Genomic DNA, 23,773 nt, shown 5'->3' with positions numbered 1-23,773 from the left:
CTTAATCTATTACAAAACCTAAAGGTTGACCTGTAGCTCCATTAGGAAAACTAATCCCTAAAAGTGCAGAAATTGTTGGTGCTATATCTGGTATAACCGTTTTATCTACCGTTTCGCCATGCTTAATTCCTTTCCCGAAAAACAATAATGGTACGTGTGTATCGTAATTAAGTCCGCTACCGTGTGTAGAGCCTGTTTTGCTGTAAGCGATGTGCGCTATATCATCTACAATAATAACATCTCCTGAACGCTTTTGGTTAAATCCGTTTTGCAACAACGCTTCAATTCCTGTTGTAAAATCTGTGCTATTCATAGCTGTTGCTGTATACACCTTTGCGATGTTTGAATAACTGATTTGCTCATCTACCAAGGCTTGTTCTACATCATGAAGATTTAAGTTTAACTCTTTAAGCTTTGCCTTATTCAAAAACACTTGGTTATTACTTATGTTTTCTACAATCTCTGTTGTACCATAAGTATCGGTTAAAAACTTATTGAACTTTTCTTTTCTAGAATTGTAGTCTAAATAACCTGCTGGAATTTTTACGGACTGTAAATACGCAGGCACATCTACTGCTCCATGATCTGCCGTAAGAAACACTGTGTATTCGCCTTCGCCAACATTCTCGTCTAAATAATTAAAGAATCTTTCTAAATCCTTATCTAATCGAATGTATGTATCTTCTACTTCTTTAGAATTTACACCAAAATTATGACCTACATAATCTGTTGAAGAAAAACTTACCGTTAATACATCTGTATCATTATCTTGTCCTAAAGCTTCGCCTTTTAGCGCTGCTATTGCAAAATCTACCGTAAGACTATTACCATAAGCCGTAGCTTTTAACACATCGTAACCTCCATTCGTATCTTTTAGAGCTGCCAAATCGTATGGAAATGTTGCTGTTTCTTTACCTCTAAATCCTTTTTCGTAATTATTAAGATCACTACCACTTTCAATATAAGTCTCTATTGGCTGGTAGGTATCCCAAACTTTAAGGTAAGATTCAACAGCATCAGAGTCATTAAAATCTTTTACCCATTGAGGTAAATCATTTCTATAAAATGTACTTGTAATCCATACGCCTTCATTCTTTCCATGAAACCAATATGCTGCATTTGCTGTATGACCTGCAGGCAAAATAGCACCTCTATCTTTTATAGCGATACCTATAGTTTTTCCACGCATTTGCGTAAATAGTCTATTCTCATCTGCAACACTTGTGGTTAACATTCTGTGTGGAGACATTTTTCCTGCAGAATGCTCGGTTCCTACAGAAGCCACAGAATCATCTTGCGCACAGTAAACAGATTCTTTAATATCTTTATCGTACCAATTGTTAGAAATAATACCATGATATTTTGGCGTAGTACCTGTATAAACTGAAGTGTGTCCAGGTCCTGTATAGGTTGGCACATAATTAAAGTGGTTGTTTTTACAGTTAAAACCTTCATTAATCATACGCATAAAACCGCCATCACCAAATTTAGACTCAAAGCGTGTTAAATAATCATAACGCATTTGGTCTACAACGATACCTACAACTAATTTAGGTTTTGAGCTGGTTTCTTTATTTGTATTTTCAACAATACTCACCTGTGTTTTTTCTTGAGCTCCACATGAATAAAACAGGGATAATGAGATCATTAAAGTGAAGATATTTTTCATAATTAAAAAGTGCATTTTTTGAACTTCAAAAATACAGTTTTTAAGACATCTTAATTTAAATTAACATTAATAAACTCATCTTTTTTCATACTTTAGCACTAAGAAATTCTTACATGAAGTACCTTCATAATATTGGCACTTATTTTATAATGATTAAAGATATGTTTCGCAGACCTACAAAATGGTCTGTGTTAAAAACTTTAATCCTTAAAGACATTGACGACCTTATCATAGGTTCGCTAGGTATTGTAGCGTTTATTGGTTTTTTTGTGGGTGGAGTTGTTGCTATACAAACCTCACTAAACATTAGTAACCCATTAATACCAAAGTACCTTGTTGGTTTTGCAACAAGACAATCTATAATACTTGAATTTGCTCCTACTTTTATTTCTATAATTATGGCAGGTAAAGTAGGTTCTTTTATTACGTCTAGTATTGGTACCATGCGTGTTACCGAGCAAATTGACGCCTTAGAAGTAATGGGAATTAACGCTATTAATTATTTAGTTTTCCCTAAATTTATTGCACTAACGTTATACCCTTTTGTAATCTCTATTGCAATGTTCTTAGGTATTTTAGGAGGTTTAGCAGCTTGTGTTTATGGAGGCTATGGTACATTAGAAGATTATGTTGTAGGTATACAAAATGACTTTATACCGTTTCATATGGCATATGCCTTTATAAAAACAATGGTTTTTGCATTTATTTTGGCTACAATCCCATCTTTTTACGGCTATTTTATGAAAGGTGGAGCGCTAGAAGTTGGTAAAGCGAGCACGACCTCTTTTGTATGGACTAGTGTTGTAATTATTTTACTAAACTTTTTATTAACCAGTTTATTATTAGGCTAATGATCGAAGTTAAGGACTTACACAAATCGTTTGGAGATGCTCATATTCTTAAAGGTATCTCAACTACTTTTGACAAAGGCAAAACGAATCTTATTATAGGTCAAAGTGGCTCTGGAAAAACTGTTTTTTTAAAGTGTTTACTTGGATTATTTGATTATGAAAAAGGTAGTATTGCTTATGATGGTAAAATTTTCAGCAAGCTAAGTAGAGATGAAAAAACCGAGCTTCGTTCTGAGATCGGTATGGTGTTTCAAGGTAGTGCACTTTTTGATTCTATGACCATTGCGGAAAATGTAATGTTTCCGTTACAAATGTTTACTAAACAGAGTAAAAGTGAAATGGAAGACAGAGCTGATTTTGTTTTAAAACGTGTTAACCTACCTGATGCTCATAAAAAGATGCCAAGTGAAGCTTCTGGTGGTATGCAAAAACGTGTTGCTATAGCCAGAGCAATTGTAAATAACCCAAAGTATTTATTCTGTGATGAGCCAAACTCTGGGTTAGACCCAAGAACTTCTATAGTAATAGATAATCTTATTCAAGAAATTACAGACGAATACCAAATAACAACAGTTATCAATTCTCACGACATGAACTCCGTTATGGAGATTGGAGAAAAGATCGTTTTTCTTAAAGATGGTCACAAAGAATGGGAAGGTTCTAAGGACACTATTTTTAGAACAGACAATGAGGCTGTTACCAGTTTTGTTTATTCTTCTGAATTATTTAAAAAAGTACGTAAAATGTACTTGGAAGAAAACCAATAATTAGTTTCTATTAATACTTACTTTATCTGTTTTTAAAGCTTGTTTTAACCAGATTAAAAGCTCGCCTTCTTTTACTAAAATCAAACTATCGTTAAGTGATTCTTTCCACTTTATGTTTGCTACAGAAAGTGTATCTACCTTAATAAAGTCTTTGGATTCTAACATCTTAGCATAACCAAAATACTCTAGGTCAGAGAATCTAATTTTTGCATCTTTTGCTAAGCTAGAAAATGCAATTTCCCCAGAAGTATTTTTAGCTTCAATCTGCTGATTTAAACCTGAAACAGTTCCTTGCAATTCTGTAATTTGTTTTTGTAATCCTGAAATAATAAGGTCTTTTTTATCTAGCTCATCAATGGCTCTATCATAAGCATCAGAAAGTTTATCGAAACTACGGTTTTTATTTCCGAAAATTTCTAAACTAAAATCCTTAAGGTTTTCGTATTGCTTTAGTTCATTTTTAAGATCTGTTTCTGTTGCTTCAGAAATTTCACCATTAAAATAAAGTGTAATTTTTTTATCGTTATAATGTGGTATACCTTTCTGAAACCAAAGCTCGTTATTAGTTTCAATTTCATTTTTTATATACCTACTATAATCGTTATCGTACCCTCTTTGTTTTAGTACTTTTAAGAATGTTATTGTTGGATAAATCATAACAATAATAGCCACTAAAGCAGCAAATCTTGCTATACGCTTTCGCTTTAATGAATTTGCATATTTAAGCATTGGAAAACGCAACACTTTAAGCACTATAAATGTTGCTAAGGCTATGAATATAGTATTGATTGTAAACAAATTCATAGCACCTAAGAAATAAGGCCAGTTGCCTTTTGCCAGTCCATATCCTGCTGTACATAATGGTGGCATTAATGCTGTTGCAATCGCTACACCAAAAATTACTGAAGCAATGGTTCCTTTTTTGGTCCTTGCAATTATTAATGCTAAACCACCAAAAAAGGCAATAAGAACGTCCCTAATATCTGGTTTTACACGACCAAGTAACTCACTTGTATCTTCACTTAATGGAAAGAATTTAAAAAACAACCAAGCTGTTAATAAACTCAGCACAATCATGGTGGCTAAATTTATTAATGACTTTTTAAGCGTGTCTATATCATTAATAGCAATAGACATACCAACACCAAGAATTGGACCCATTAATGGTGAAATTAACATGGCACCAATAACTACTGCTGTAGAATCTGCATTCAAGCCTACAGAAGCGACCATTATAGAACATACCAAAATCCAGGCTGTTGCACCTTTGAATGATATATCTGCCTTTATGGCTTCAATTGTAGCGTCTCTATCGGTATCGTCTCTAAAGTCTAAAAGCTCACTGAGAAAGTTTTTGATACTCGCAAACAAACCTTGCGCATCTTTCTTTACGGCTTCCTTTTTTTCTTCAACGGCAGCCTCTTTATTCATTTCGTTTGTTACTCTCGAGTTTTCTTCCTCAGAAAAATTGAATTTATTTTCGTTACTCATATGTTAACCATATTCTTCTCCAAAATTAGCTTTTACATTCTGGAGTACTTTTTTAATATCTTGTTCTTTTGCTTTAGGAAAGATAAGCAAAACTTCGTCTTTATCTACAATGATGTAATCTTTTAATCCGTCTACAACAACGATTTTATCTTTTTTAGATCTAATCATATTTCCAGATGCATCATCGGCTAAAACTCTAGCGTTTACGACAGCATTGTCATTAGAATCTTTATCTAGTTTATCATATAAACTTCCCCAAGTACCTAGGTCATTCCAATCGAAAGTTGCTGGAATTACATAGACATTGTCACTTTTCTCCATAAGCGCATAATCTACAGATATGTTTTCTGCTTTTGGGTAGTTATCTCTTATAAAATCGTCTTCTGATGCAGTGTTGTATGTGTTATAACCACTTTCAAAAAGTTGATATAATTCTGGTTGATTTCTTTGAAAAGCAGCAACTACAGATTTTGCACTCCACATAAAAATCCCTGCATTCCAAAGAAAATTACCTTGTGCTAAAAAAGACTTAGCAGTTTCGTAATCTGGTTTTTCTCTGAACTGATTTACAGGTTTTATATCATCTTCAGATGATTTATTATACTCAATATACCCATAACCTGTATTTGGGAAGGTTGGTGCAATACCCAAAGTCATTAAAGCATCGTTTGACTCACAATAATCAAAGGCTGTTTGCACATTGTTTGAAAATGCATCTTCATCCTCTATCCAATGGTCGCTTGGTGCCACAATCATTACCGCATTTTCATTTTCTTTTTTAATTTTTAGAGATGCATATAATATACAAGGAGCTGTGTTTCGCATTGCTGGCTCTAATACAACCTGACGTTTTGTAACACTTGGTAATTGTTCAAAAACCAAATCATTATAACGCTCATTAGTAAGAATAAAAATATTTTCTTCGGGAATAAGTTTAGCAAGGCGATTGAAGGTTTTTTGGATTAAAGTGTCTCCTGTTCCTAACATATCGTGAAATTGCTTTGGAAAGTTTTGTGTACTTACTGGCCAAAATCGAGAGCCTACTCCGCCTGCCATTAAAATGGCGTAATAATTTTTGTTTTTCATTTGTCTAGTATTTCTACTTCAGCATTAGGGTTAAACAAATATAGTTTACCTGTTTTTACCTCAACACATTCTATTCGTTTTCTTCTAGTATTTCCTTTTTTAAAAACTCTACCATTATAGAGTTTAAAAGTTTTACCTAAAGATACTTCAAAAACATAGGTTTTATCATCATCTTCATCAAATTTCTTTAAAGCTAAAGCTAGTTGCGTGTCTGTATCACTCGATGCTTTTGGATTTTTAAAGTGCTTTGCCAACAAAGGCAATACCTCCATTGGGAATATTTCTGGTCTTAAAAATGGCAACATTAAATGCTGAAACGTTAGTTTCCACTCTTTACCATGTGGCTTTATAAATCGTCCAAACTTAGCGAATGCTTCAAAATGAGCAACTTCGTGAATCAGTGTAATTAAAAACCGATAGGCATTTAAATTTGCATTTACAGTAATCTGATGCATACCATTAGGCAACTGTCTGTAATCACCATGTTTGGTCTTGCGTTCTTGCTTTACTTTAATGACTAAATTATCCTTTGCCAATAAGGCTTTAACCTGAGCTTGTGCTTGCTCTGGAATAAACTCTAAAAGTTGATCTTGCATTAAAACAAAAGTAGTGGATTTAATGCTTTTATAAAATCAATAAAACAAAAAGCACTCCTTTTTTAAGAAGTGCTTTTCTAATTTTATTCTTACAATTTTTCTGAAAGTAATTCTGCGGTTTCTATCATGCTTACAAATTCACTTCTATAACCGTTTGCATCTTTTCCTTTTGAGCCGGTTGCTAGTTTTTTAGCACGCTCATACGTCATATCTCCTTTATATTTTGAATCTCTTAATAAAAGACCTAAACCTGCAACTGCTGAAGAAAACCTAAAGTTATCTGATGTTGATTCTAGCTTCAAACCTTCATCAGTAATAGTTTTTGTTATTAAAAGACTTTCATTTTCTTTCGGATTTTTATATCTGAATTTAATTGTTAGCATTTCATCTTTCTTTGAAGCATTTGTTACTTGTTTTTTTTGATATTTTAAATCATCATGTTTCTTTACAGACTCATCTGAATTTAATGGCACAACTTCGTACAATGCTGTAACCGTATGACCAGCACCTAACTCACCTGCATCTTTTTTATCATCATTGAAATCTTCATTATTCATTACTCTGTTTTCGTAACCAATGAGTCGATATGCTTTTACTTGATTAGGATTAAATTCAATCTGAATTTTTACATCCTTAGCTATGGTAAACATATTGGCTCTCATCTCTGTAGAAAACACTTTTTTGGCTTCTTTGATATTGTCTATGTAAAAGTAATTTCCGTTTCCTGCATTGCTAATCTGCTCCATTCTACCATCTTTATAATTTCCCATTCCGAAACCACATATCGTTAAAAAAATATCTTCTTTTCGCTTATCCTCTATCAATCTCACCAATTCTGAACTTGACGAAACGCCAACATTAAAATCGCCATCTGTTGCTAAGATGACTCTGTTATTTCCATCTTCAAATAAATTCTCCTTTGCAATTTTATAAGCCAACTGAATGCCTTGACCACCAGCTGTAGAACCTCCAGACTCAATCCTATCCAAGGCTTCAATAATTTCTTCTTTGCTAGAAACTTTGGTAGATGGCAGAACAACACCTGCCGAACCAGCATACGCAACAATAGCAATTCTATCGTTAGCATTTAGTTCATTAATCAGCAACTTTAAAGCTTTCTTTAGCAGTGGCAATTTATTATTGTCGCTCATAGAACCAGAGGCATCTATTAAGAATACCAAATTGCTTGATTTTAAATCGTTGTAGTCTAATGATTTTCCTTGCAATCCTATATGCACTAACTTATGCTTAGTATTCCACGGACAATCTGCAACTTCATTAGAAAAAGAAAAAGGATGCTCATCCTTGGGTTGTGGGTAATCGTAATTAAAATAATTTATCATCTCCTCTATCCTCACAGCATCTTTTGGTGGCAATTGATTGTTAGATAAAAAACGTCTTACATTACTATAAGATGCATTATCTACATCTATAGAAAATGTTGATAAAGGATTCTGAATTGCATTTTTAAAGTCGTTTTCGTAGATACGATCGTATTCTTCTGTGTTGTGTTCTAGAACAACTTCTTCATCTGTAGTTTCGTATAATTCTACTGCTTCAATTTCGTATAGGTCACTTTTTGCTTTGCCAGAATGTACTTCGCATGCGTTGCTTAACAATAGTATAGACAATACTACTGATAATTTAATTAGAGATTTAGATGATTTTGCCTTCATAATTTTATATTTTTAATCGTTATAAGAGCAAACCTATAATTCATTAACACCTATCTTTTGAAAAACGCTTGTATATCTTTTGTAAACAGTTTACAACCTATATACAACTGGTTTTTAACCTCTTAAATTAATTTTGAATTTAGAAGAACAACATATTTTTTCTCAGTTAAAACTGGCTATCGCTTCAAAGTTTTTAGAAAGCAATAGTGCTTCTAAAACAATTGAAGACTGGAAAGGAGATGATATTGTAGCTTTTCAGGAAGATTTATTTAGCAAAGTAAAAGCTAGAGTTAGCGAAAAATGGTTTTACACCTATATAAAGAATGAAGCCAAAAAATTACCCAGAATTGATATGCTTAACCTACTTAGCTGTTATGTTGGCTATCAGAACTGGAATGATTTTAAAGCAAATCATAAAACCGCAACGCAAACTAAGACTCATAAAAAAGCTTTCTCAAAGTATCTGTGGTTACTTTTAATAGTTCCATGTGCATTGCTTGCTTTTTCTATCATTAATACTAGCTACAATTATGAATTTTGTTTTTACGATTCGATAAAAAATGAACCTATAAAAAGTACAATTTTAAATATTAAAGTTTTAAAAAATGGACAATCTCCAATACATCAACACACAGATTCTTTGGGTTGTTTTAATTACGAAACTGATGAAAAAGAAATAAAATTTATTGTTGAATCGCCTTATTACAAAACGGATACTATTGTAAGAAAATACAATTCTGGTAAGAACAAAATTATAAAACTAAAGACTGATGACTATGCTCTAATGCTGAATTACTACACCAACAAAAACATTAAAGAATGGAAAAAGCACAGAGAGAAACTAAATATTATTTTTAGCGATAATGCCGAAATATACCAGTTTTTTGAGGAAAGTGATTTTGTAGAAATTTATTCTAAACAAGAGTTTATTCAGAAATTAACAATACCAACCCGAAGCTTAAAAGGGATGAAAATTTTAGAGAAAAAGGAAATTGATGGAAAGATTGTTAAGCTAAAATTTATAATTAATTAGTGATGAATTTAAAGCTAAAACATATCACATTATTTATAGCAAGTATACTTTTTGCTGGCTGTGCCATGGAAACAAAAAAAGCAACAAGCGAAAGCTATGATATCATTGCAACTGAAGAAGTAGATGCTTATGAAGCTCCTGCAGATGCAGAATATGAGTTTAGCAATCAGCTTGTAAACCAAAAATTACAAGACTTCTACGACTTATTAGCTTTGCAAAGCGAACACCCAGAATTTAATAAAGAAGTATCAAAACAGCTAAAAAACTTCACTAACGATTCCATTAACAAGTTTAAAAATGATGATTTTTTCATCATAAAAAACATCAAACAAATAGGCAATGTTGTATTTGTAAATGATAGCGTTCTGAAAATAAAGCTATCTTATGATAAGGTATCCGATAAAACTAAAAGTACGGATACTATTAATGCGATCATAACTAAAAAACAGATTAAGGTAGATGATAAAACTTTAATCTCTAATAAAATTCAGTTTTCTAAAAACTAACTATTCTGTCTACTTTGCTGTTTTCTCTTAGTTTTCCAAAAACTACTATATGCTCAAGGGCTCTAAAAAGCTCTATGAATTACAAGATAATCATACAACAAAAAGAAGACAATAAGATGTATTGATTAGTAATGCATTAACTATAAACACTACCTTTTGCTAAAATAAAAACAGCTATAATATTGTGTTAACCTCTTTTTTAATAATTAATTTTTAAGGCGTAGAATTAGACACCTGCAACACCTTTCCATTATAATATTTATTACCATTAATAGAAAAATCGAATACATACTCAGCCATTTGCTGTGCTGTAGTTGGTGCCTGATAGCCAGGAAAAGCTTCCTCTAACATCTCTGTTTGTACAGCGCCAAGTGCCAAAACATTGAATTGAGGTCCTGTTTCTTTATATTCTTCAGCAAGTAACTCGGTTAATGTAATTACCGCTCCTTTGCTAGAGCTGTATGCTGCTAGTCCAGGAAATTTCATGCTGCCTTGAATACCTCCCATGCTACTTATGGTAACAACATGGCTGTCTTTTTTCATAAATGGCAAAATGACTCTAGTCATTTCTGAAACACCAAAAACGTTAGTTCTATAGACGTGTTCAAAATCTTCAAAAGAAGTTTCTGAAAAAGGTTTATTAAGCAAAGCTCCAGCATTGTTAATTAAAACATCTACATGTTTCCACTCATTTTTCACAAAATCTATCACCTTTTGATAATCATCTTTTTCGCACAAATCAAAAGCAAAGGATGAAATATTATCAAACTGAAGATTAGACACCGGTTTAGCATTTCTGGATAAGGCTAAAACATTATCCCCTTGATTGGCAAATAAATGCACCAATTCAAAACCTATTCCTCTACTGGTGCCTGTAATTATTATATTTTTACTCATCTTTCTCCTTTAAAACAACTTCTTTTGTTTCTGCATTAACCATTCCTTCTAAAGCTGGCACCATTTTATCCATAAAATTTTTCATGTGTACATAATCCATCTTATCTGCTTCATCATCTACGTGATGGTAATAATCAAAGTTTGTAAAATCAAATGTTGAAATGGCATGCGCAGGTATATTAAGCTCTTTATAAAATGGAAAATTATCCGATCTGTAAAAAAGTTGATACTCTTTAGCCTTTGGAAAAAAGCCAATAACCTCTTCACCTGCATACTTGTTAAGAACAGTTGCAAAATTAGACATATCATAACCACTCATATATGCCATAGACTCTTCCTTAGCTCTTGGTACACCAATCATTTCAAAATTTATCATGGTATAGGCATTTAAGTTTTCATCCTTTAAACGTTTTGCTAAATGCGCAGAGCCTTTTAATCCCATTTCTTCAGCGGCATAAAGTGTAATTAATATGCTACGTTTGTTGGTTTTTGACTTAGAAAAATAGCGTCCAAACTCCATTGCAGCAATAGTTCCAGAAGCGTCGTCGTTAGCTCCATTGGCTATAGAATCTCCATCTACTTCCTTCCCTTTTCCTATATGATCGTAATGACCACCTAGAATAACAAATTCATCTTTTAACTTAGGATCGTTACCTTCAATAACACCAACAATATTATATCCTGTAATTTCACCTAACTGAAAAGAATCTCTATACGTCTCAAAATAAGGTTTTATGTTATTACTTTTAAAGTACTTTTCAATGTAAACAGCTGCTTTTTCTATACCTTCAGTTCCTGTTGCTCGTCCAGCTAATTCATCTGAAGCCAGATATTCCATACTTTTTCTAATTGAATCTTCAGTGATTTTATTAGATGAGCATGAATAGCATAACACTACAACAATAATTAATAAATATTTTTTCATAAGACTTTGGTTAGAGTTTAAATATAAAAAAATCCTGATTTGTAAATTGTCAAATCAGGATTAGTTTATGATTATTGAAATCTTTTTTGATTAGAAACAATATACATTAAGCCAGCATTGTTACTGGATTTTCGATATAACTTTTTAGTGTTTGTAAGAATTGAGCTCCTACTGCACCATCTACAGTTCTATGATCGCAAGCTAAGGTTAACATCATTGTATTACCCACAACTATTTGACCATCTTTTACCACTGGTTTTTGAACTATAGCTCCAACAGATAAGATTGCAGAATTTGGTTGATTGATTATAGACGTAAAGCTTTCTATACCAAACATACCTAAGTTAGATACTGTAAAAGTACTATCTGTCATTTCATCTGGTTTAATCTTTTTGTTTCTTGCTTTACCTGCCAAATCACGTACTGCACCACCTATTTGCGTTAGACTTAATGCATTGGTGTGCTTTATTACAGGCACTACTAGACCTTCATCTACTGCAACCGCTACACCTACATGAATATGTTTGTGATATTGAGTTACACTATCTGCCCATGTTGTGTTAACTTGTGGATGCTTTACTAATGCCATAGCACAAGCCTTAACAACCATATCATTAAAGGATACTTTTGTATCTGGCAATGCGTTTATTGTTTTACGAGAAGCCATTGCGTTATCCATATCTACTTCTATATTTAAGTAGAAATGTGGTGCACTAAACTTAGAGTTACCTAAGGCTTTTGCGATAGCTTTTCTCATAGAAGAATTTTTAACCTCTTCTGTACCTTCTTCGCCTGCAATTGCAAAATTAGTTACTGGAGCTGCAGTAGAAGACGTTTCTACTTTAGCACTTGGAGTAAAGTTTTCGATATCTCTTTTTACTATACGTCCATTTTCTCCAGAACCATTAACTTCAGAAAGATTGATGCCTTTTTCTTCTGCCATTTTCTTAGCTAAAGGAGATGCAAATATTCTTCCCGATGTGTTGCTTGATGAAACCTCTGGTTTTGAAGCCTTAACTTCTTCTTTTGCTGCAACAGGTTTAGCTTCTTCTTTCTTAGGTGCAACAGTTTTAGTTTCTTGTTTGGCTTGTCCACCAACCTTAAAGTTACCTGCTATACCAGAAACATCTGTACCAGCAGGACCAATGATTGCTAACAAGGAATCTACTTTTGCTGACTGACCTTCTTCTAAGCCAACATGTAATAATGTACCTGACTGAAAAGACTCAAACTCCATTGTAGCTTTGTCTGTTTCTATCTCAGCTAAGATATCTCCTTCTTCAACCTCATCTCCTACTTTCTTTAACCAAGTAGCAACTGTTCCTTCTTCCATAGTGTCACTCAAACGAGGCATTGTTACAACTGTAACTCCCTCTGGAATATCTTGTGAAGCACCAGAAAAATCTACACCTGAAACATCTTGGGTTTCTTCTAATTCTTCTACTGTAGTCTCTTTAGAAACTTCTGTACCAGAATTGCCGTTTAATAATGACGAAATATCTTCTCCTTCTTCACCAATTATAGCTAGGAGCGCATCCACTTTAGTAGTTTCACCTTCTTCAACACCTATATGAAGTAATGTACCTTCATGAAAGGATTCAAACTCCATAGTTGCTTTATCGGTTTCAATCTCAGCTAAGATATCTCCTTCTTCTACCTTATCTCCAACTTTCTTTAACCAAGTAGCGACAGTTCCTTCTTCCATGGTGTCACTCAAACGAGGCATATTTATTACTTCTGCCATAGCTTATAATTTGTGTTGTATAAATGGATAGTCCTCTTGCTCGTATACCGCATCGTACATAACGCTCTTCTCTGGGTAAGGAGACTCTTCTGCGAATTTCTCACATTCAGAAACAAGATTTTTTACACGCTTATCAATAACTTTGATATCGTCTTCTGTAGCATATTTCTTTTCTAAAATAATATCCTTAACCTGAGTAATTGGATCTATTTTTTTATACTCTTCTACCTCTTCTTTTGTTCTGTAGTGCTGTGCATCAGACATAGAGTGACCTCTATAACGGTAAGTTTTAACTTCTAAGAACGAAGGTCCTCCGCCTTTTCTTGCACGCTGTATAGCTTCATCAAAAGCCTCTGCAACTTTTATAGGGTTCATTCCATCTACAGGTCCAGAAGGCATCTCGTAACCAAGACCTAATTTCCAGATGTCTGTATGGTTTGCAGTACGCTCTACTGATGTACCCATAGCATAACCATTGTTTTCACAAACGAAAACAACAGGCAGATTCCATAACATTGCTAAGTTGAAAGATTCATGTAACGAACCTTGTCTTGCTGCTCCATCTCCAAAACAACAGATAGTTACTGCATCGCTTCCGTGATATTTATCTCCAAAAGCAATACCTGCTCCTAAAGGAATCTGTCCACCTACAATACCATGACCTCCGTAAAAACGGTGTTCTTTTGAAAAAATGTGCATAGAACCTCCAAGACCTTGAGAGGTACCAGTTGCCTTACCATACAACTCTGCCATAACACGCTTAGGATCTACTCCCATACCTATTGGCTGTACGTGATTACGGTAAGCAGTAATCATTTTGTCTTTAGTAAGGTCCATTGCGTGTAAAGCTCCTGCTAACACTGCTTCTTGTCCATTATACAAATGAAGGAAACCTCTAACTTTTTGTTGAATATAAACTGCTGCAAGCTTGTCTTCAAACTTACGCCAGAATAACATGTCTTCGTACCACTTAAGGTAAACTTCTTTAGTTATTTTTTGCATTTTTTGATTCGTTCTTTTAATCCGAACAACAAAAATAACATATTAGTTAGTAACCAAAAAACTGAAATTTGTAAAATTTACTACGAAAACGTTATAGGAAACTTCTATCGAATCCAAGCGGCAATAAATTTGCCAATGAGTTTGATTTTACAACCTTGCCCATTGCTCCCATAAAGTAAATTTCTATGGGTTGTTCTTGCTTTATTTCATATTCTGAAATAGATTGTCTACAAGCACCACATGGTGGAATTGGTGAATTGGTAACTTGATTTTGTGATGATGCAGTAATTGCCATTGTTAGAATTTTGGCATTAGGATATTTTGCACCTGCAAAATATATTGCTGTACGCTCAGCACACAGTCCTGAAGGATAGGATGCATTTTCTTGATTACTCCCTACAACAACCTCATTGTTATCTAAAAGAATAGCTGCACCAACTTTAAATTTTGAGTAAGGCGCATATGCATTTTCTCTGGTTGCAATAGCAGATTGCATTAGTTGCTGAATAGCATCTGGAAGTTCACCTAAATCATCGTAAACTTTAAATGTTGATTCAATCTTAACTTCCTTCATATTTAAAACTTTTATAGACAAAAAAACTATTGCTTTTAAACAATAGTTTTTGAAAATCTGTTTATTTCTATATTCTAATATTCGTTATACTCACCGTCACCAAAATTAAATGTCAGCGAAAAACGTAATGTATTTTCTAATGGACTCTGCACTTTTGATGCCGAGAATAAATATGATAAATCTAAATTAATCGTCGTGTACTTAAAACCTGCTCCTAATGCAAAAAACTTACGAGCTCCTTTATCTTCAGCTTCATTAAAATATCCTGCTCTAAGTGCAAAATTTTCTTGATACGTATACTCAGCACCTAATGCCCAAGTAAACTCTCTAAGCTCTTCATTAAATCCTCCTGGTGCATCACCAAAAGATTGAAAAACTCCATTTAAGAAACTTACATCATTATCTTGTCCTTGAGTAATTATTGTTGGCTCACCTTCATCTACATCTAGTGTACTAGGGTCATCATCTGTTTGAACTCCATCTCCATTAGTATCCACAAATCCATACTTTGGTGGAGTTGGCACTAATAACTTAGATACCTCAGCAGTAACACCTAATTTACTGTACTCATCAAAAATAAAATCGAAACCTGCACCTAATCTTAAGTTTGTTGGTTGAAAATTTTCTCTACCACCATCATCATATTTAAACTTCGGCCCTAAGTTTTGAATTGCAAAACCAGCTCTCCAACGACCATTAAAATCATTGTAAGCCTCTTCTTCACTCTGATAATACCCAGTAATATCTGCACCAAAAGTACTTGCTGCATCCGCATTAGGTTCTACTTGAGCAATTCTTAAGTCTGACCTCATAAAACGCACAGCTACAGCCATAGAAAATTGGTCATCAAGTCTTAAGGTATATGCCACATCAGCTGAAAATTCATTAGGCTTAACATTTAATCCAGGATCATTTTCACTTTGAGTTAAGAGTATATCACCATAACTAAAATACTTAAAACTTGCTGAAAACGCACTATACTCATTTAGCCTGTTAAAATATGTAATATATCCTAGTGAGATATCATTAACAAGTTTACTTAAATAAGGTGTATAACTTAAACTTATTCCAGACTTAGCTTCAGAGAACACATACTTTGCCGGATTCCATTGTTGGGAATACGCATCAACAGATGTAGCAACTCCCATATCTCCCATTGATGCAGACCTTGCATCTGGAGCAATAAGCATGAATGGCATTCCTGTAGTTATGACAGAAGATTGATCTGGAAAGGTTATTGTTTCTTGCCCAAATGCAAGATTTAAAGTTACAAAAGCAATAAGGGTTATTACGTGTTTTTTCATGTTCATATTTAGGTTATTAACACTATAACATATAGCACTAATTCGTTAGCAAATATAATTTATTATTATAGTATGACAAGTTTTTGAATTTTTTCAACTTGCTTATTTAAACGGCTAGATTTCACTTTTAGTTTATACACATAGACTCCTTTTCCAATTTTATCACCAAAATCGTCTCTTCCGTCCCATACTATACTACGCGATAAAGATGAAGATCCACTACCACAACATTCATCTGCACCTGTTTGCCCATTGATGGTTCTTACTAGTTTTCCTGACACAGTAAATATCTGAACAGAAACCTCTAAAGGCTCTGAACTATTATGGTTAAACCAAAATTCTGTATAATTAACAAATGGGTTTGGATAATTAAGTACGTTTTTAACAACTAATTCTTCATCCTTATCAAAAACAGTAAACTGAATTTCGGTTGATGAAGAATTATTATAAACGTCCCAAGCTTTTAAGGTTAATGTATGTAAGCCTGGCTCTAAATCTCTAAATGGAAATGTAACAGTTCCGTTAGTATAGTCATCAACTTCTGCCTGATAATATTCATTTAATATTATAGGATTAGTTTCATCTCCATCTATAATAGCTGTGATATCATGACCTATACCGCTTGCCGTATTTATACCATTATCATCTTGAAGCTTTGCTAATAAACTTGGTGATTCGTTAGTAACACCTCCTGAAACAAAATTTTCATCATTCATGTACAGCTTTATTACAGGACCAATATTATCTTCTGGTGCATCTTCATTTATTCCACCTACTTTTATATCAAAATTTGCTCCTGTTTGGTCAGAAGAAGAATTACTGGTCTGAGCATAGAAACTAACTTTTCCATTTCCGACCGGAATACCAATATCTCTAGGCACTATAAAATCGAATTCAAATTGTCCGTTTTCAATAGTAGCTTGTCCCTTAAAAAGAATCTCACCAAGAGTAGTATAGTTTAAATAAATAGTACCTCCTCCATCAGAAATTCCATCGTTAGCCAATGTTTGTCTTTCAATTCTTTTATCAAAAACAGTAGCTGTTAATATGCCATTGTAATTTGATAACACATTTCCGTTAACATCTGTAACTTCTCCGGATAGTTTGGTATGACTTAAGGCTTTTAATGTATCTACTGGTTGGGTAATATCCACATCATTAACCTTAGTTAATCTTATGTCTGGCTGAGGAAATGCCAACTTCATAGCTGGATCTCCAATTAAAAAAACTAGTCGTTTTTGAATATTACCTGCAATATTGTTGTCTGTTTTGGTTAAGCGCAACACCTCACCTATTGGCAAATAATCATTAGAGTCGTAAGCAAACAAATGATCATCTAAAGTTTCATTAAAATCCTCTCCTACAGTAACAAAAATCTGTCTTGTTGTTGTCATTAATGCGATTGCGCCGCCTGTTGTATTCCAGTATGTAAACTCACCTGCTGTTGGTCTACCAGGATCGTCAAACTTGGTATATTCACATGTTACAGTAATGAATAAGTTATACTTACATATGTTATTAATTTCTTGAGCATCGAACTTATCGAAAATACGTTCTTTTGCTAATCCATCTTCACCACCATGCCCAAAATAATTTACAACCAAAGCGCCAACCTCAATGGCATCTTTAAAAGCCTCATTTACCTGAGGATATCTATTTCCCGCGGAAGAAGACTCTTGCTCAAATGCATCTGTATGTATCTTTACTACATTAAAAAAGGGCTTGTTTGTTTCTATATTAGTCCCTAAATCATCAGTTGTTTCTTGCAATGTTCTTTCCCATGCTTCATCAACATCATCAGACACTAACAGAACATTATTTCTCCAGCTACCATAGGCTTCTGGCTGATAATAAGCTTTTATTTTATCTACCAGTTCTTTTGCACGCTGAGCATCATCTGCTAAAATTCTACCTACAGCAACGTCCATCCTGTCCATATTTCCCATTCCACCTTCATTATCATCTAACATGGCGTAGAAATCATCTGAAACAAATGAGTTTGTAAGACTAAAACTTTCTCTAGAGTACCATGAAGGCACCAAATTGGTATTGTTTCTTACTCTGTTTTTATAATCATAAGACCCATCACCAAACATACAAACGTACTTTAGCCTTCGGCTTGGTATACTTGCATTATCATAAACATACTTTATAAAATTTCTAATTGCTGCAATATCCTGATTACCTGTACTAAACTCGTTATAAATTTTTTGAAGATCAACAACCTTTACATTAAGATTATATCTATCTCTGTTGATTTGCGCTAAACGCTCTGCTTGAGATAACAACTCTGAAGGTGATAAAATAATATAATCTATGTCTTGAAAAACACCTTGATTATTCAGAAATATTGTTCCTTTTAAGTTTTGATTTGCTAATGTAGATCTTGAATCTCTACTAGGATACATAACATTTGAAGTTGAAAACGCTATATAAGTACGTTCTTCTCCAGACGCAGCCTTAAAACTTAGATCACTTACACTTTCTGAATTTAAAGTGTTTGTAACATTAAACCGATCTGTAATATCCCAAACCTCATGAACACCTGAAGCATTAGTAAGATTATACTGTGCTATACCTGGTGTAGTTGCAACATCATTGTTTTTAAAGATCAATTGGTCTCCTACATAGGTTAAATTTCTGGTTGCTTTTATATTAATATAATCAAGGTAAGCGTTAGCTGACGGATTACCATTATTATTATAGTCTAAAGCTACAGTTATTGTTTCTGCTGCAATATTTAAATTACCTCCATATGCACTTGCTGTCCCTAAAACAGATCCTGGATTAATAACACCCAAACCAAGCGTTGTTATGGAATTTCCGTTTATGGTAACACCCATTGTTGTACCATCCACCTCTGAAACTGATCCTACAGCAATATCAAACCTAACAGGCTCACTTGTAACTAAATTTGGAAATTGAAAATCGAACTCTTGTTCGTTTTCAATATCAAAATCATCACCAAACCATCTTCTACCCAATTTAGCTAAATTATGCTCATCAACTTCATAAAATTGATAATCTTCAAATGTATTCACCTCTATATCCGCAGCTGCATTAATAGTGGGCATTTGCTGAATTCTCTTACCATTTCCCGAACTAATATTCACATAATAATACGTTTTGTCTGTGTAGAGATTTAAGTTTGTTAAACTTTCTTCACTATAGGTTTTAGGCCCTTCTCCATAAAATAAAATGTAATCACCATTATCGAAACTTCCATCGTCTTCACCTACAAACTTTACAGCATTCTCAACAACATCAAACGGATAGTTAGCAGAGTTTAACAATGGTAACATCCTACCTCCATTACCATAAATTTTGATTTGTCTTGGGTCTACAGAATTGGTATTAATACCAAGACTATTTAAAAAACCTTTTGTTAGTTGAAATACTCCAGATTCTTCTATGTAGAACTTATACCATTCACCAGAATTGAGCACTGAATTTGTAATTTGAGACTTAGCCACAATAGGCGATCTGTTTGCTCTGGTATTATAATTTATTGTAAAGGATTTAATTTTTTTAAATACACCTCTATCATTTATAATAGGACTAACCTGAATGTAATAACCGCGTTTGCCTCTTGCGTTAGTATTGTAAAAATTAAACTTTACCGTTTCTGGTATAAGATTAACACTTAAATTTTTAAGATCTGATTGAGTAATCGTTTCATAAGCAACATTAGATAAGGTTACAGAATTTTCGTCGACTAAACCTCCACTACTATCCCATTGCGAAAAAAACAACAACCCATTTTTGCTATCATAACTAAAATGTTTTTGATCAAAACCAGGAACAATTATCTTGCTATATTCTGTTTCTAATACCTTATCACCATTCCATTCAATGTTGAATTGTTTTTGTTGCCCAAAAGCAAAAAAACCTAACATAATTAGAATAAAAATAGAGCTATTTTTCATTTAAAATTTTATGATTTAAAAGCCTTAAAACGCTGAAAGTAAACACCATTACAACAACAATATATAAAACACAGTTGGATAACGGTTAATTTATAGGCTTATTATAGTACTTCAATTTTTATTTCAAAAATACAACAATAATTTATTTTAGTGGTCGTTATTAAAGAGCAAAACACATCGTTAAATCGACTAAAAATCCGTTATTGTGTTCAAAAAAAAGGATGAAATGCATTTTTTTTTGAATTTTCAGGCGAAAAAAAGTTGTTGGTTTACCTATAATTGTTATATTGCGGAACTAAAAATTCAACGAGCTTACTTAAACATATGGATATGAAAAATGTCTCAAACCTAAAATTTTTAATTGCACTGACGCTTTGCGCTAGTATTGTTAGTTGTAAACGTAACTCTAACTCAGGCAATATTGATAGTGCTACAGGATGGAAAATCAACGACAAAAACGGTGGTTTTCAATACAATACAAGTTTCAAAGAACAAGAAACTCCTCCTGGCACAGCATTTATTGAAGGTGGAACTTTTACAATGGGTAAAGTACAAGATGACCCAATGCACGATTGGAACAACACTCCAAATCAGCAACACATTCAATCATTTTACATGGATGAAGCAGAGGTTACTAACGTAAACTACCTGTACTACCTACACTATTTAAAGAGTGTATATCCACCAGACGATCCAAATTATGCACTTATCTATAAAGGAGCTCTTCCAGATACTTTAGTATGGAGAAATCGTTTAGGTTATAACGAAATGATGACAGAAAACTATCTACGTCATCCTGGTTATGCTAACTATCCTGTTGTAGGTGTTAGCTGGATTCAAGCTGTTGAATATGCAAACTGGAGATCTAATCGTGTTGCAGAAATGTCTTTACAAGACGCTGGTTACATAAAAAGAGATGCTCACTTAACAGACTTAAACGCAGAAAGTACTTTTGATGTAGACACATATACAAATGCACCAACACAAACTTATGGTGGTAATTCTGAAGTTTTAGAAGGTGGTAAAAGAAGACAGCAAACAGATGCTGAAGGAAATCCAATTAATGTTTATGCTAACAGAGAAACCGGATTAATTCCTGTAAAATACAGACTACCAACTGAAGCTGAATGGGAATATGCTGCTTTAGGTATGAGCGAATTAAGAAGCTACAATGTTTACAGAGGTCGTAAGAAATATCCTTGGGATGGACAATACACAAGATCTGGTAAGCGTGTAAACAGAGGTGACCAAATGGCTAACTTTAAGCAAGGTAAAGGTGACTACGGTGGAATTGCAGGATGGTCTGATGATGGTGCAGATATTACTGCCGAAGTAAAATCTTACCAACCAAATGACTACGGTCTTTATGATATGGCTGGTAACGTTGCAGAGTGGGTAGCTGATGTTTATCGTCCTATTGTAGATGATGACTTTAACGATTTTAACTACTATAGAGGTAACGTTTATACTAAAAATGCATTAAACGAAGATGGTACTGTAAAGATTGTAACAACTGAAGAAATAGTATACGATACTTTAAGCAACGGTAAAATTGTGGCACGTAACCTTCCTGGTGAAATTGCTAAGATACCTGTTGATGACGAGGATACTTATTTAAGAACTCAGTTTGACAAGAGTGACAACAGAAACTTTAGAGATGGAGACAAGCGTTCTTCTCGTTACTATAGAGAGAGCTTTGACGAAGGTGATGAAAGAATCAATACTACAGGAAAAATGTACAACTCTCCTAAGCATAGTGTTGAAGTAGATTCTGCAGGTGGTAAACTTATTAGAGAATACGATAAGTCTAACAACAGAACTTCTTTAATTAATGATGAAGTAAGAGTTTTCAAAGGAGGTTCTTGGAGAGACAGAGCTTATTGGATAGATCCAGCTCAGCGTCGTTATTTCCCACAAGATATGGCTACAGACTATATTGGGTTTAGATGTGCGGTTTCTAGAGTAGGTTCTAAATCAGTAAAATCACAAAAGAAACGTAACTAATAACACGTTAAATAATATTGAAAAAGTCCTGATAAATTTATCAGGACTTTTTTATTTTTAGGCTTATGGAAATAGCATCTATTTATAAAAAGTTTGAAGCATCTGCTTCTATCTCTACAGACACCAGAAAAATAAGTAAAGGTGATATGTACTTCGCTTTAAAAGGCGATAATTTTGACGGTAATAAGTTTGTAAAACAAGCATTTGAAAGTGGCGCAAAACACTGCATTGTAGACGATAAAAATGCAGTTATAAATGATAATTGCATCTTGGTAGATGATGTTTTAACTACATTACAAAATTTAGCCAATTACCACAGAAAAACAATTAACATACCTATTATATCTCTAACAGGAAGCAATGGTAAAACTACCACAAAAGAACTAATTAAAGCCGTACTATCAACGTCATATAAAGTAGATGCCACAAAAGGAAACCTCAACAATCATATAGGCGTACCTCTTACCCTATTATCGTTTACAAAAGACTTAGATTTTGGCATTGTAGAAATGGGTGCTAACCATCAAAAAGAAATCGAATTTCTATGTGGTATTGCAGAACCAAATTTTGGATTAATTACAAATTTTGGAAAAGCACATCTTGAGGGTTTTGGAGGAGAAGAAGGTGTTATAAAAGGTAAATCTGAATTGTATGATTATTTAAAGGCTAATGAAAAAACAGTTTTCATAAACTCAGACGATCCAAAACAACTGAAGCAAATTAATTCCTATCATAACATAAAAACGTTTGGAAAAACAAAAGAAAACGACTGCATCGTTGAGTTTAAAAGCGCAAACCCTTATGTTAACCTAAGTTACAACAATATTGACATACACAGTCAACTTATAGGCGACTATAATTATGGCAACATAGCTGTAGCTGTAGCTATTGGTCAATATTTTGAAGTTAAGACCGAAAACATAAAAAAAGCTATAGAAAGCTACCAACCTAACAATAATCGCTCAGAAATCATTAATAGACATACCACAAAGATTATTTTAGATGCATACAATGCCAACCCAACAAGCATGTTGGCTGCACTTAAAAATCTTAAGCAACTTAATGCTGATCGTAAATATCTTTTTCTTGGCGACATGTTTGAGCTAGGAAAAGAAGCTGAGAAAGAACACCAAACTATAGCAAATTTTACTGAAGATAATTTTGATGAAAATATCTTTTTAGTCGGAGAAAATTTCTACAAAACAACAACTAAGTCTACAACTAAAAAGTTTAAAAGCTTTGAAGATTTAAAACCTTTATTAAAAAACTTAGACCTAAAAAATTCTACAGTTTTAATAAAAGGATCTAGAGGAATGGCGTTAGAGCGTATTTTAGAATTATTATAAAACAAAAAATCCAAGCTTTTGCCTTGGATTTATACTTTTTACATGGGTCATTTTGAGTTGCAATCTGTGACACCTACTCCACTAACGCAACACTCAAAAAAAATACTGATTTAATGACCTTTTTATAAACAAAAAAAGTTCACATTTCTGTGAACTTTTGTGGGCGCGAAGGGATTCGAACCCCTGACCCCTTGGGTGTAAACCAAGTGCTCTGAACCAACTGAGCTACGCGCCCTAATTATTAGGACTGCAAAGATAGACTAGTTTTTAATATCTCAAAATTTTTTTTAGAAATTTTTTAAAAAAATTTGAATTCAAAAAAATGAAAAACATTTTTCAACTTAATTTATTTAATTACTTTTAAAATTCTTATAAG

General features: G+C 33.4%; 18 protein-coding genes and 1 tRNA gene. 6 read left to right on the top strand and 13 right to left on the bottom strand.

What is annotated here, in order from left to right:
- Position 1: 1 nt before the first annotated feature.
- The gene (pafA, locus tag P7122_RS13415; RefSeq protein ID WP_278006317.1) at positions 2-1,669 is read right to left on the bottom strand and encodes an alkaline phosphatase PafA; all 1,668 of its coding nucleotides are present in this window, start codon (positions 1,667-1,669) and stop codon (positions 2-4) included.
- 113 nt (positions 1,670-1,782) lie between these two features.
- Between pafA and P7122_RS13410 the strand changes: the two genes are divergently transcribed.
- Together P7122_RS13410 and P7122_RS13405 are read left to right on the top strand one after the other, a co-directional pair.
- Complete coding sequence (locus P7122_RS13410; RefSeq protein ID WP_278006316.1) at positions 1,783-2,520, top strand: MlaE family ABC transporter permease; 738 nt, start codon at positions 1,783-1,785, stop codon at positions 2,518-2,520.
- Positions 2,520-3,287 (top strand): ABC transporter ATP-binding protein, encoded by a 768-nt coding sequence (locus P7122_RS13405; protein ID WP_278006315.1) that lies wholly within the window; start codon positions 2,520-2,522, stop codon positions 3,285-3,287. The genes P7122_RS13410 and P7122_RS13405 overlap by 1 nt, the downstream gene beginning before the upstream one ends.
- Here the strand turns inward: P7122_RS13405 and P7122_RS13400 are convergent, their stop codons facing one another.
- The 4 genes from P7122_RS13400 to P7122_RS13385 all read right to left on the bottom strand — a co-directional run bounded on the left by P7122_RS13400 (position 3,288) and on the right by P7122_RS13385 (position 8,136).
- Positions 3,288-4,778, bottom strand: coding sequence for a DUF389 domain-containing protein (locus tag P7122_RS13400; protein ID WP_278006314.1), 1,491 nt, complete (start codon positions 4,776-4,778; stop codon positions 3,288-3,290).
- Between the two features lie 3 nt (positions 4,779-4,781).
- Positions 4,782-5,864: a mannose-1-phosphate guanylyltransferase gene (locus tag P7122_RS13395; protein WP_278006313.1), complete on the bottom strand. Its 1,083-nt coding sequence runs from the start codon at positions 5,862-5,864 to the stop codon at positions 4,782-4,784.
- Entirely contained in the window at positions 5,861-6,460 is a 600-nt protein-coding gene (locus P7122_RS13390; protein ID WP_278006312.1) for a SprT-like domain-containing protein, read from the bottom strand. The genes P7122_RS13395 and P7122_RS13390 overlap by 4 nt, the downstream gene beginning before the upstream one ends.
- An 89-nt stretch (positions 6,461-6,549) precedes the next feature.
- The gene (locus tag P7122_RS13385) at positions 6,550-8,136 is read right to left on the bottom strand and encodes a vWA domain-containing protein (RefSeq protein ID WP_278006311.1); all 1,587 of its coding nucleotides are present in this window, start codon (positions 8,134-8,136) and stop codon (positions 6,550-6,552) included.
- A gap of 133 nt (positions 8,137-8,269) precedes the next feature.
- Between P7122_RS13385 and P7122_RS13380 the strand changes: the two genes are divergently transcribed.
- On the top strand, positions 8,270-9,169 hold the full coding sequence (locus P7122_RS13380) for a hypothetical protein (RefSeq protein WP_278006310.1): 900 nt from the start codon (positions 8,270-8,272) through the stop codon (positions 9,167-9,169).
- A gap of 2 nt (positions 9,170-9,171) precedes the next feature.
- Positions 9,172-9,675, top strand: a complete 504-nt coding sequence (locus tag P7122_RS13375) for a hypothetical protein (protein WP_278006309.1) — start codon at positions 9,172-9,174, stop codon at positions 9,673-9,675.
- Between the two features lie 213 nt (positions 9,676-9,888).
- On the opposite strand, the gene P7122_RS13370 is transcribed toward P7122_RS13375, so the two are convergent.
- The 7 genes from P7122_RS13370 to porU form a co-directional block, all read right to left on the bottom strand.
- Positions 9,889-10,572, bottom strand: a complete 684-nt coding sequence (locus P7122_RS13370; protein WP_278006308.1) for an SDR family NAD(P)-dependent oxidoreductase — start codon at positions 10,570-10,572, stop codon at positions 9,889-9,891.
- A complete protein-coding gene (locus P7122_RS13365) occupies positions 10,565-11,497 on the bottom strand; it encodes a M28 family metallopeptidase (protein ID WP_278006307.1) in 933 nt (310 codons plus the stop codon). Before P7122_RS13365 ends, P7122_RS13370 begins: the two co-directional genes overlap by 8 nt.
- Before the next feature lie 106 nt (positions 11,498-11,603).
- On the bottom strand, positions 11,604-13,241 hold the full coding sequence (locus P7122_RS13360; protein ID WP_278006306.1) for a dihydrolipoyl dehydrogenase family protein: 1,638 nt from the start codon (positions 13,239-13,241) through the stop codon (positions 11,604-11,606).
- A 3-nt stretch (positions 13,242-13,244) separates the two neighbouring features.
- A complete protein-coding gene (pdhA, locus tag P7122_RS13355) occupies positions 13,245-14,243 on the bottom strand; it encodes a pyruvate dehydrogenase (acetyl-transferring) E1 component subunit alpha (protein WP_278006305.1) in 999 nt (332 codons plus the stop codon).
- Positions 14,244-14,334: 91 nt separating this feature from the next.
- The gene (cdd, locus tag P7122_RS13350) at positions 14,335-14,817 is read right to left on the bottom strand and encodes a cytidine deaminase (RefSeq protein ID WP_278006304.1); all 483 of its coding nucleotides are present in this window, start codon (positions 14,815-14,817) and stop codon (positions 14,335-14,337) included.
- 74 nt (positions 14,818-14,891) lie between these two features.
- Positions 14,892-16,121, bottom strand: coding sequence for a type IX secretion system outer membrane channel protein PorV (gene porV / locus P7122_RS13345; RefSeq protein ID WP_278006303.1), 1,230 nt, complete (start codon positions 16,119-16,121; stop codon positions 14,892-14,894).
- A 65-nt stretch (positions 16,122-16,186) separates the two neighbouring features.
- A complete protein-coding gene (gene porU / locus P7122_RS13340) occupies positions 16,187-20,047 on the bottom strand; it encodes a type IX secretion system sortase PorU (protein ID WP_278006302.1) in 3,861 nt (1,286 codons plus the stop codon).
- Between the two features lie 324 nt (positions 20,048-20,371).
- Between porU and gldJ the strand changes: the two genes are divergently transcribed.
- The gene (gldJ, locus tag P7122_RS13335) at positions 20,372-22,051 is read left to right on the top strand and encodes a gliding motility lipoprotein GldJ (protein WP_278006301.1); all 1,680 of its coding nucleotides are present in this window, start codon (positions 20,372-20,374) and stop codon (positions 22,049-22,051) included.
- A 65-nt stretch (positions 22,052-22,116) separates the two neighbouring features.
- Positions 22,117-23,397 carry a UDP-N-acetylmuramoyl-tripeptide--D-alanyl-D-alanine ligase gene (locus tag P7122_RS13330; protein WP_278006300.1) on the top strand — a complete coding sequence of 427 codons (1,281 nt, stop codon included), beginning with the start codon at positions 22,117-22,119 and terminating at the stop codon, positions 23,395-23,397.
- A gap of 160 nt (positions 23,398-23,557) precedes the next feature.
- On the opposite strand, the gene P7122_RS13325 is transcribed toward P7122_RS13330, so the two are convergent.
- A tRNA-Val gene (locus P7122_RS13325) sits at positions 23,558-23,632 on the bottom strand.
- Positions 23,633-23,773 lie beyond the last annotated feature (141 nt).

The sequence above is a fragment of the Winogradskyella marincola genome (assembly GCF_029624125.1).
Taxonomy (GTDB): Bacteria; Bacteroidota; Bacteroidia; order Flavobacteriales; family Flavobacteriaceae; genus Winogradskyella; species Winogradskyella marincola.
This window is presented reverse-complemented; position numbering and strand designations above follow the sequence as displayed.

What these genes read in the sequence shown, in the direction of transcription:
- P7122_RS13405 (WP_278006315.1), top strand. Translation starts at nt 2,520, where the DNA reads ATGATCGAAGTTAAGGACTTACACAAATCGTTTGGAGATGCTCATATT.
- P7122_RS13400 (WP_278006314.1), bottom strand. Translation starts at nt 4,778, where the DNA reads ATGAGTAACGAAAATAAATTCAATTTTTCTGAGGAAGAAAACTCGAGA.
- P7122_RS13360 (WP_278006306.1), bottom strand. Translation starts at nt 13,241, where the DNA reads ATGGCAGAAGTAATAAATATGCCTCGTTTGAGTGACACCATGGAAGAA.
- porU (WP_278006302.1), bottom strand. Translation starts at nt 20,047, where the DNA reads ATGAAAAATAGCTCTATTTTTATTCTAATTATGTTAGGTTTTTTTGCT.
- P7122_RS13370 (WP_278006308.1), bottom strand. Translation starts at nt 10,572, where the DNA reads ATGAGTAAAAATATAATAATTACAGGCACCAGTAGAGGAATAGGTTTT.
- P7122_RS13390 (WP_278006312.1), bottom strand. Translation starts at nt 6,460, where the DNA reads ATGCAAGATCAACTTTTAGAGTTTATTCCAGAGCAAGCACAAGCTCAG.
- porV (WP_278006303.1), bottom strand. Translation starts at nt 16,121, where the DNA reads ATGAAAAAACACGTAATAACCCTTATTGCTTTTGTAACTTTAAATCTT.
- P7122_RS13375 (WP_278006309.1), top strand. Translation starts at nt 9,172, where the DNA reads ATGAATTTAAAGCTAAAACATATCACATTATTTATAGCAAGTATACTT.
- pdhA (WP_278006305.1), bottom strand. Translation starts at nt 14,243, where the DNA reads ATGCAAAAAATAACTAAAGAAGTTTACCTTAAGTGGTACGAAGACATG.
- P7122_RS13395 (WP_278006313.1), bottom strand. Translation starts at nt 5,864, where the DNA reads ATGAAAAACAAAAATTATTACGCCATTTTAATGGCAGGCGGAGTAGGC.
- gldJ (WP_278006301.1), top strand. Translation starts at nt 20,372, where the DNA reads ATGGATATGAAAAATGTCTCAAACCTAAAATTTTTAATTGCACTGACG.
- P7122_RS13410 (WP_278006316.1), top strand. Translation starts at nt 1,783, where the DNA reads ATGAAGTACCTTCATAATATTGGCACTTATTTTATAATGATTAAAGAT.
- P7122_RS13365 (WP_278006307.1), bottom strand. Translation starts at nt 11,497, where the DNA reads ATGAAAAAATATTTATTAATTATTGTTGTAGTGTTATGCTATTCATGC.
- cdd (WP_278006304.1), bottom strand. Translation starts at nt 14,817, where the DNA reads ATGAAGGAAGTTAAGATTGAATCAACATTTAAAGTTTACGATGATTTA.
- pafA (WP_278006317.1), bottom strand. Translation starts at nt 1,669, where the DNA reads ATGAAAAATATCTTCACTTTAATGATCTCATTATCCCTGTTTTATTCA.
- P7122_RS13385 (WP_278006311.1), bottom strand. Translation starts at nt 8,136, where the DNA reads ATGAAGGCAAAATCATCTAAATCTCTAATTAAATTATCAGTAGTATTG.
- P7122_RS13330 (WP_278006300.1), top strand. Translation starts at nt 22,117, where the DNA reads ATGGAAATAGCATCTATTTATAAAAAGTTTGAAGCATCTGCTTCTATC.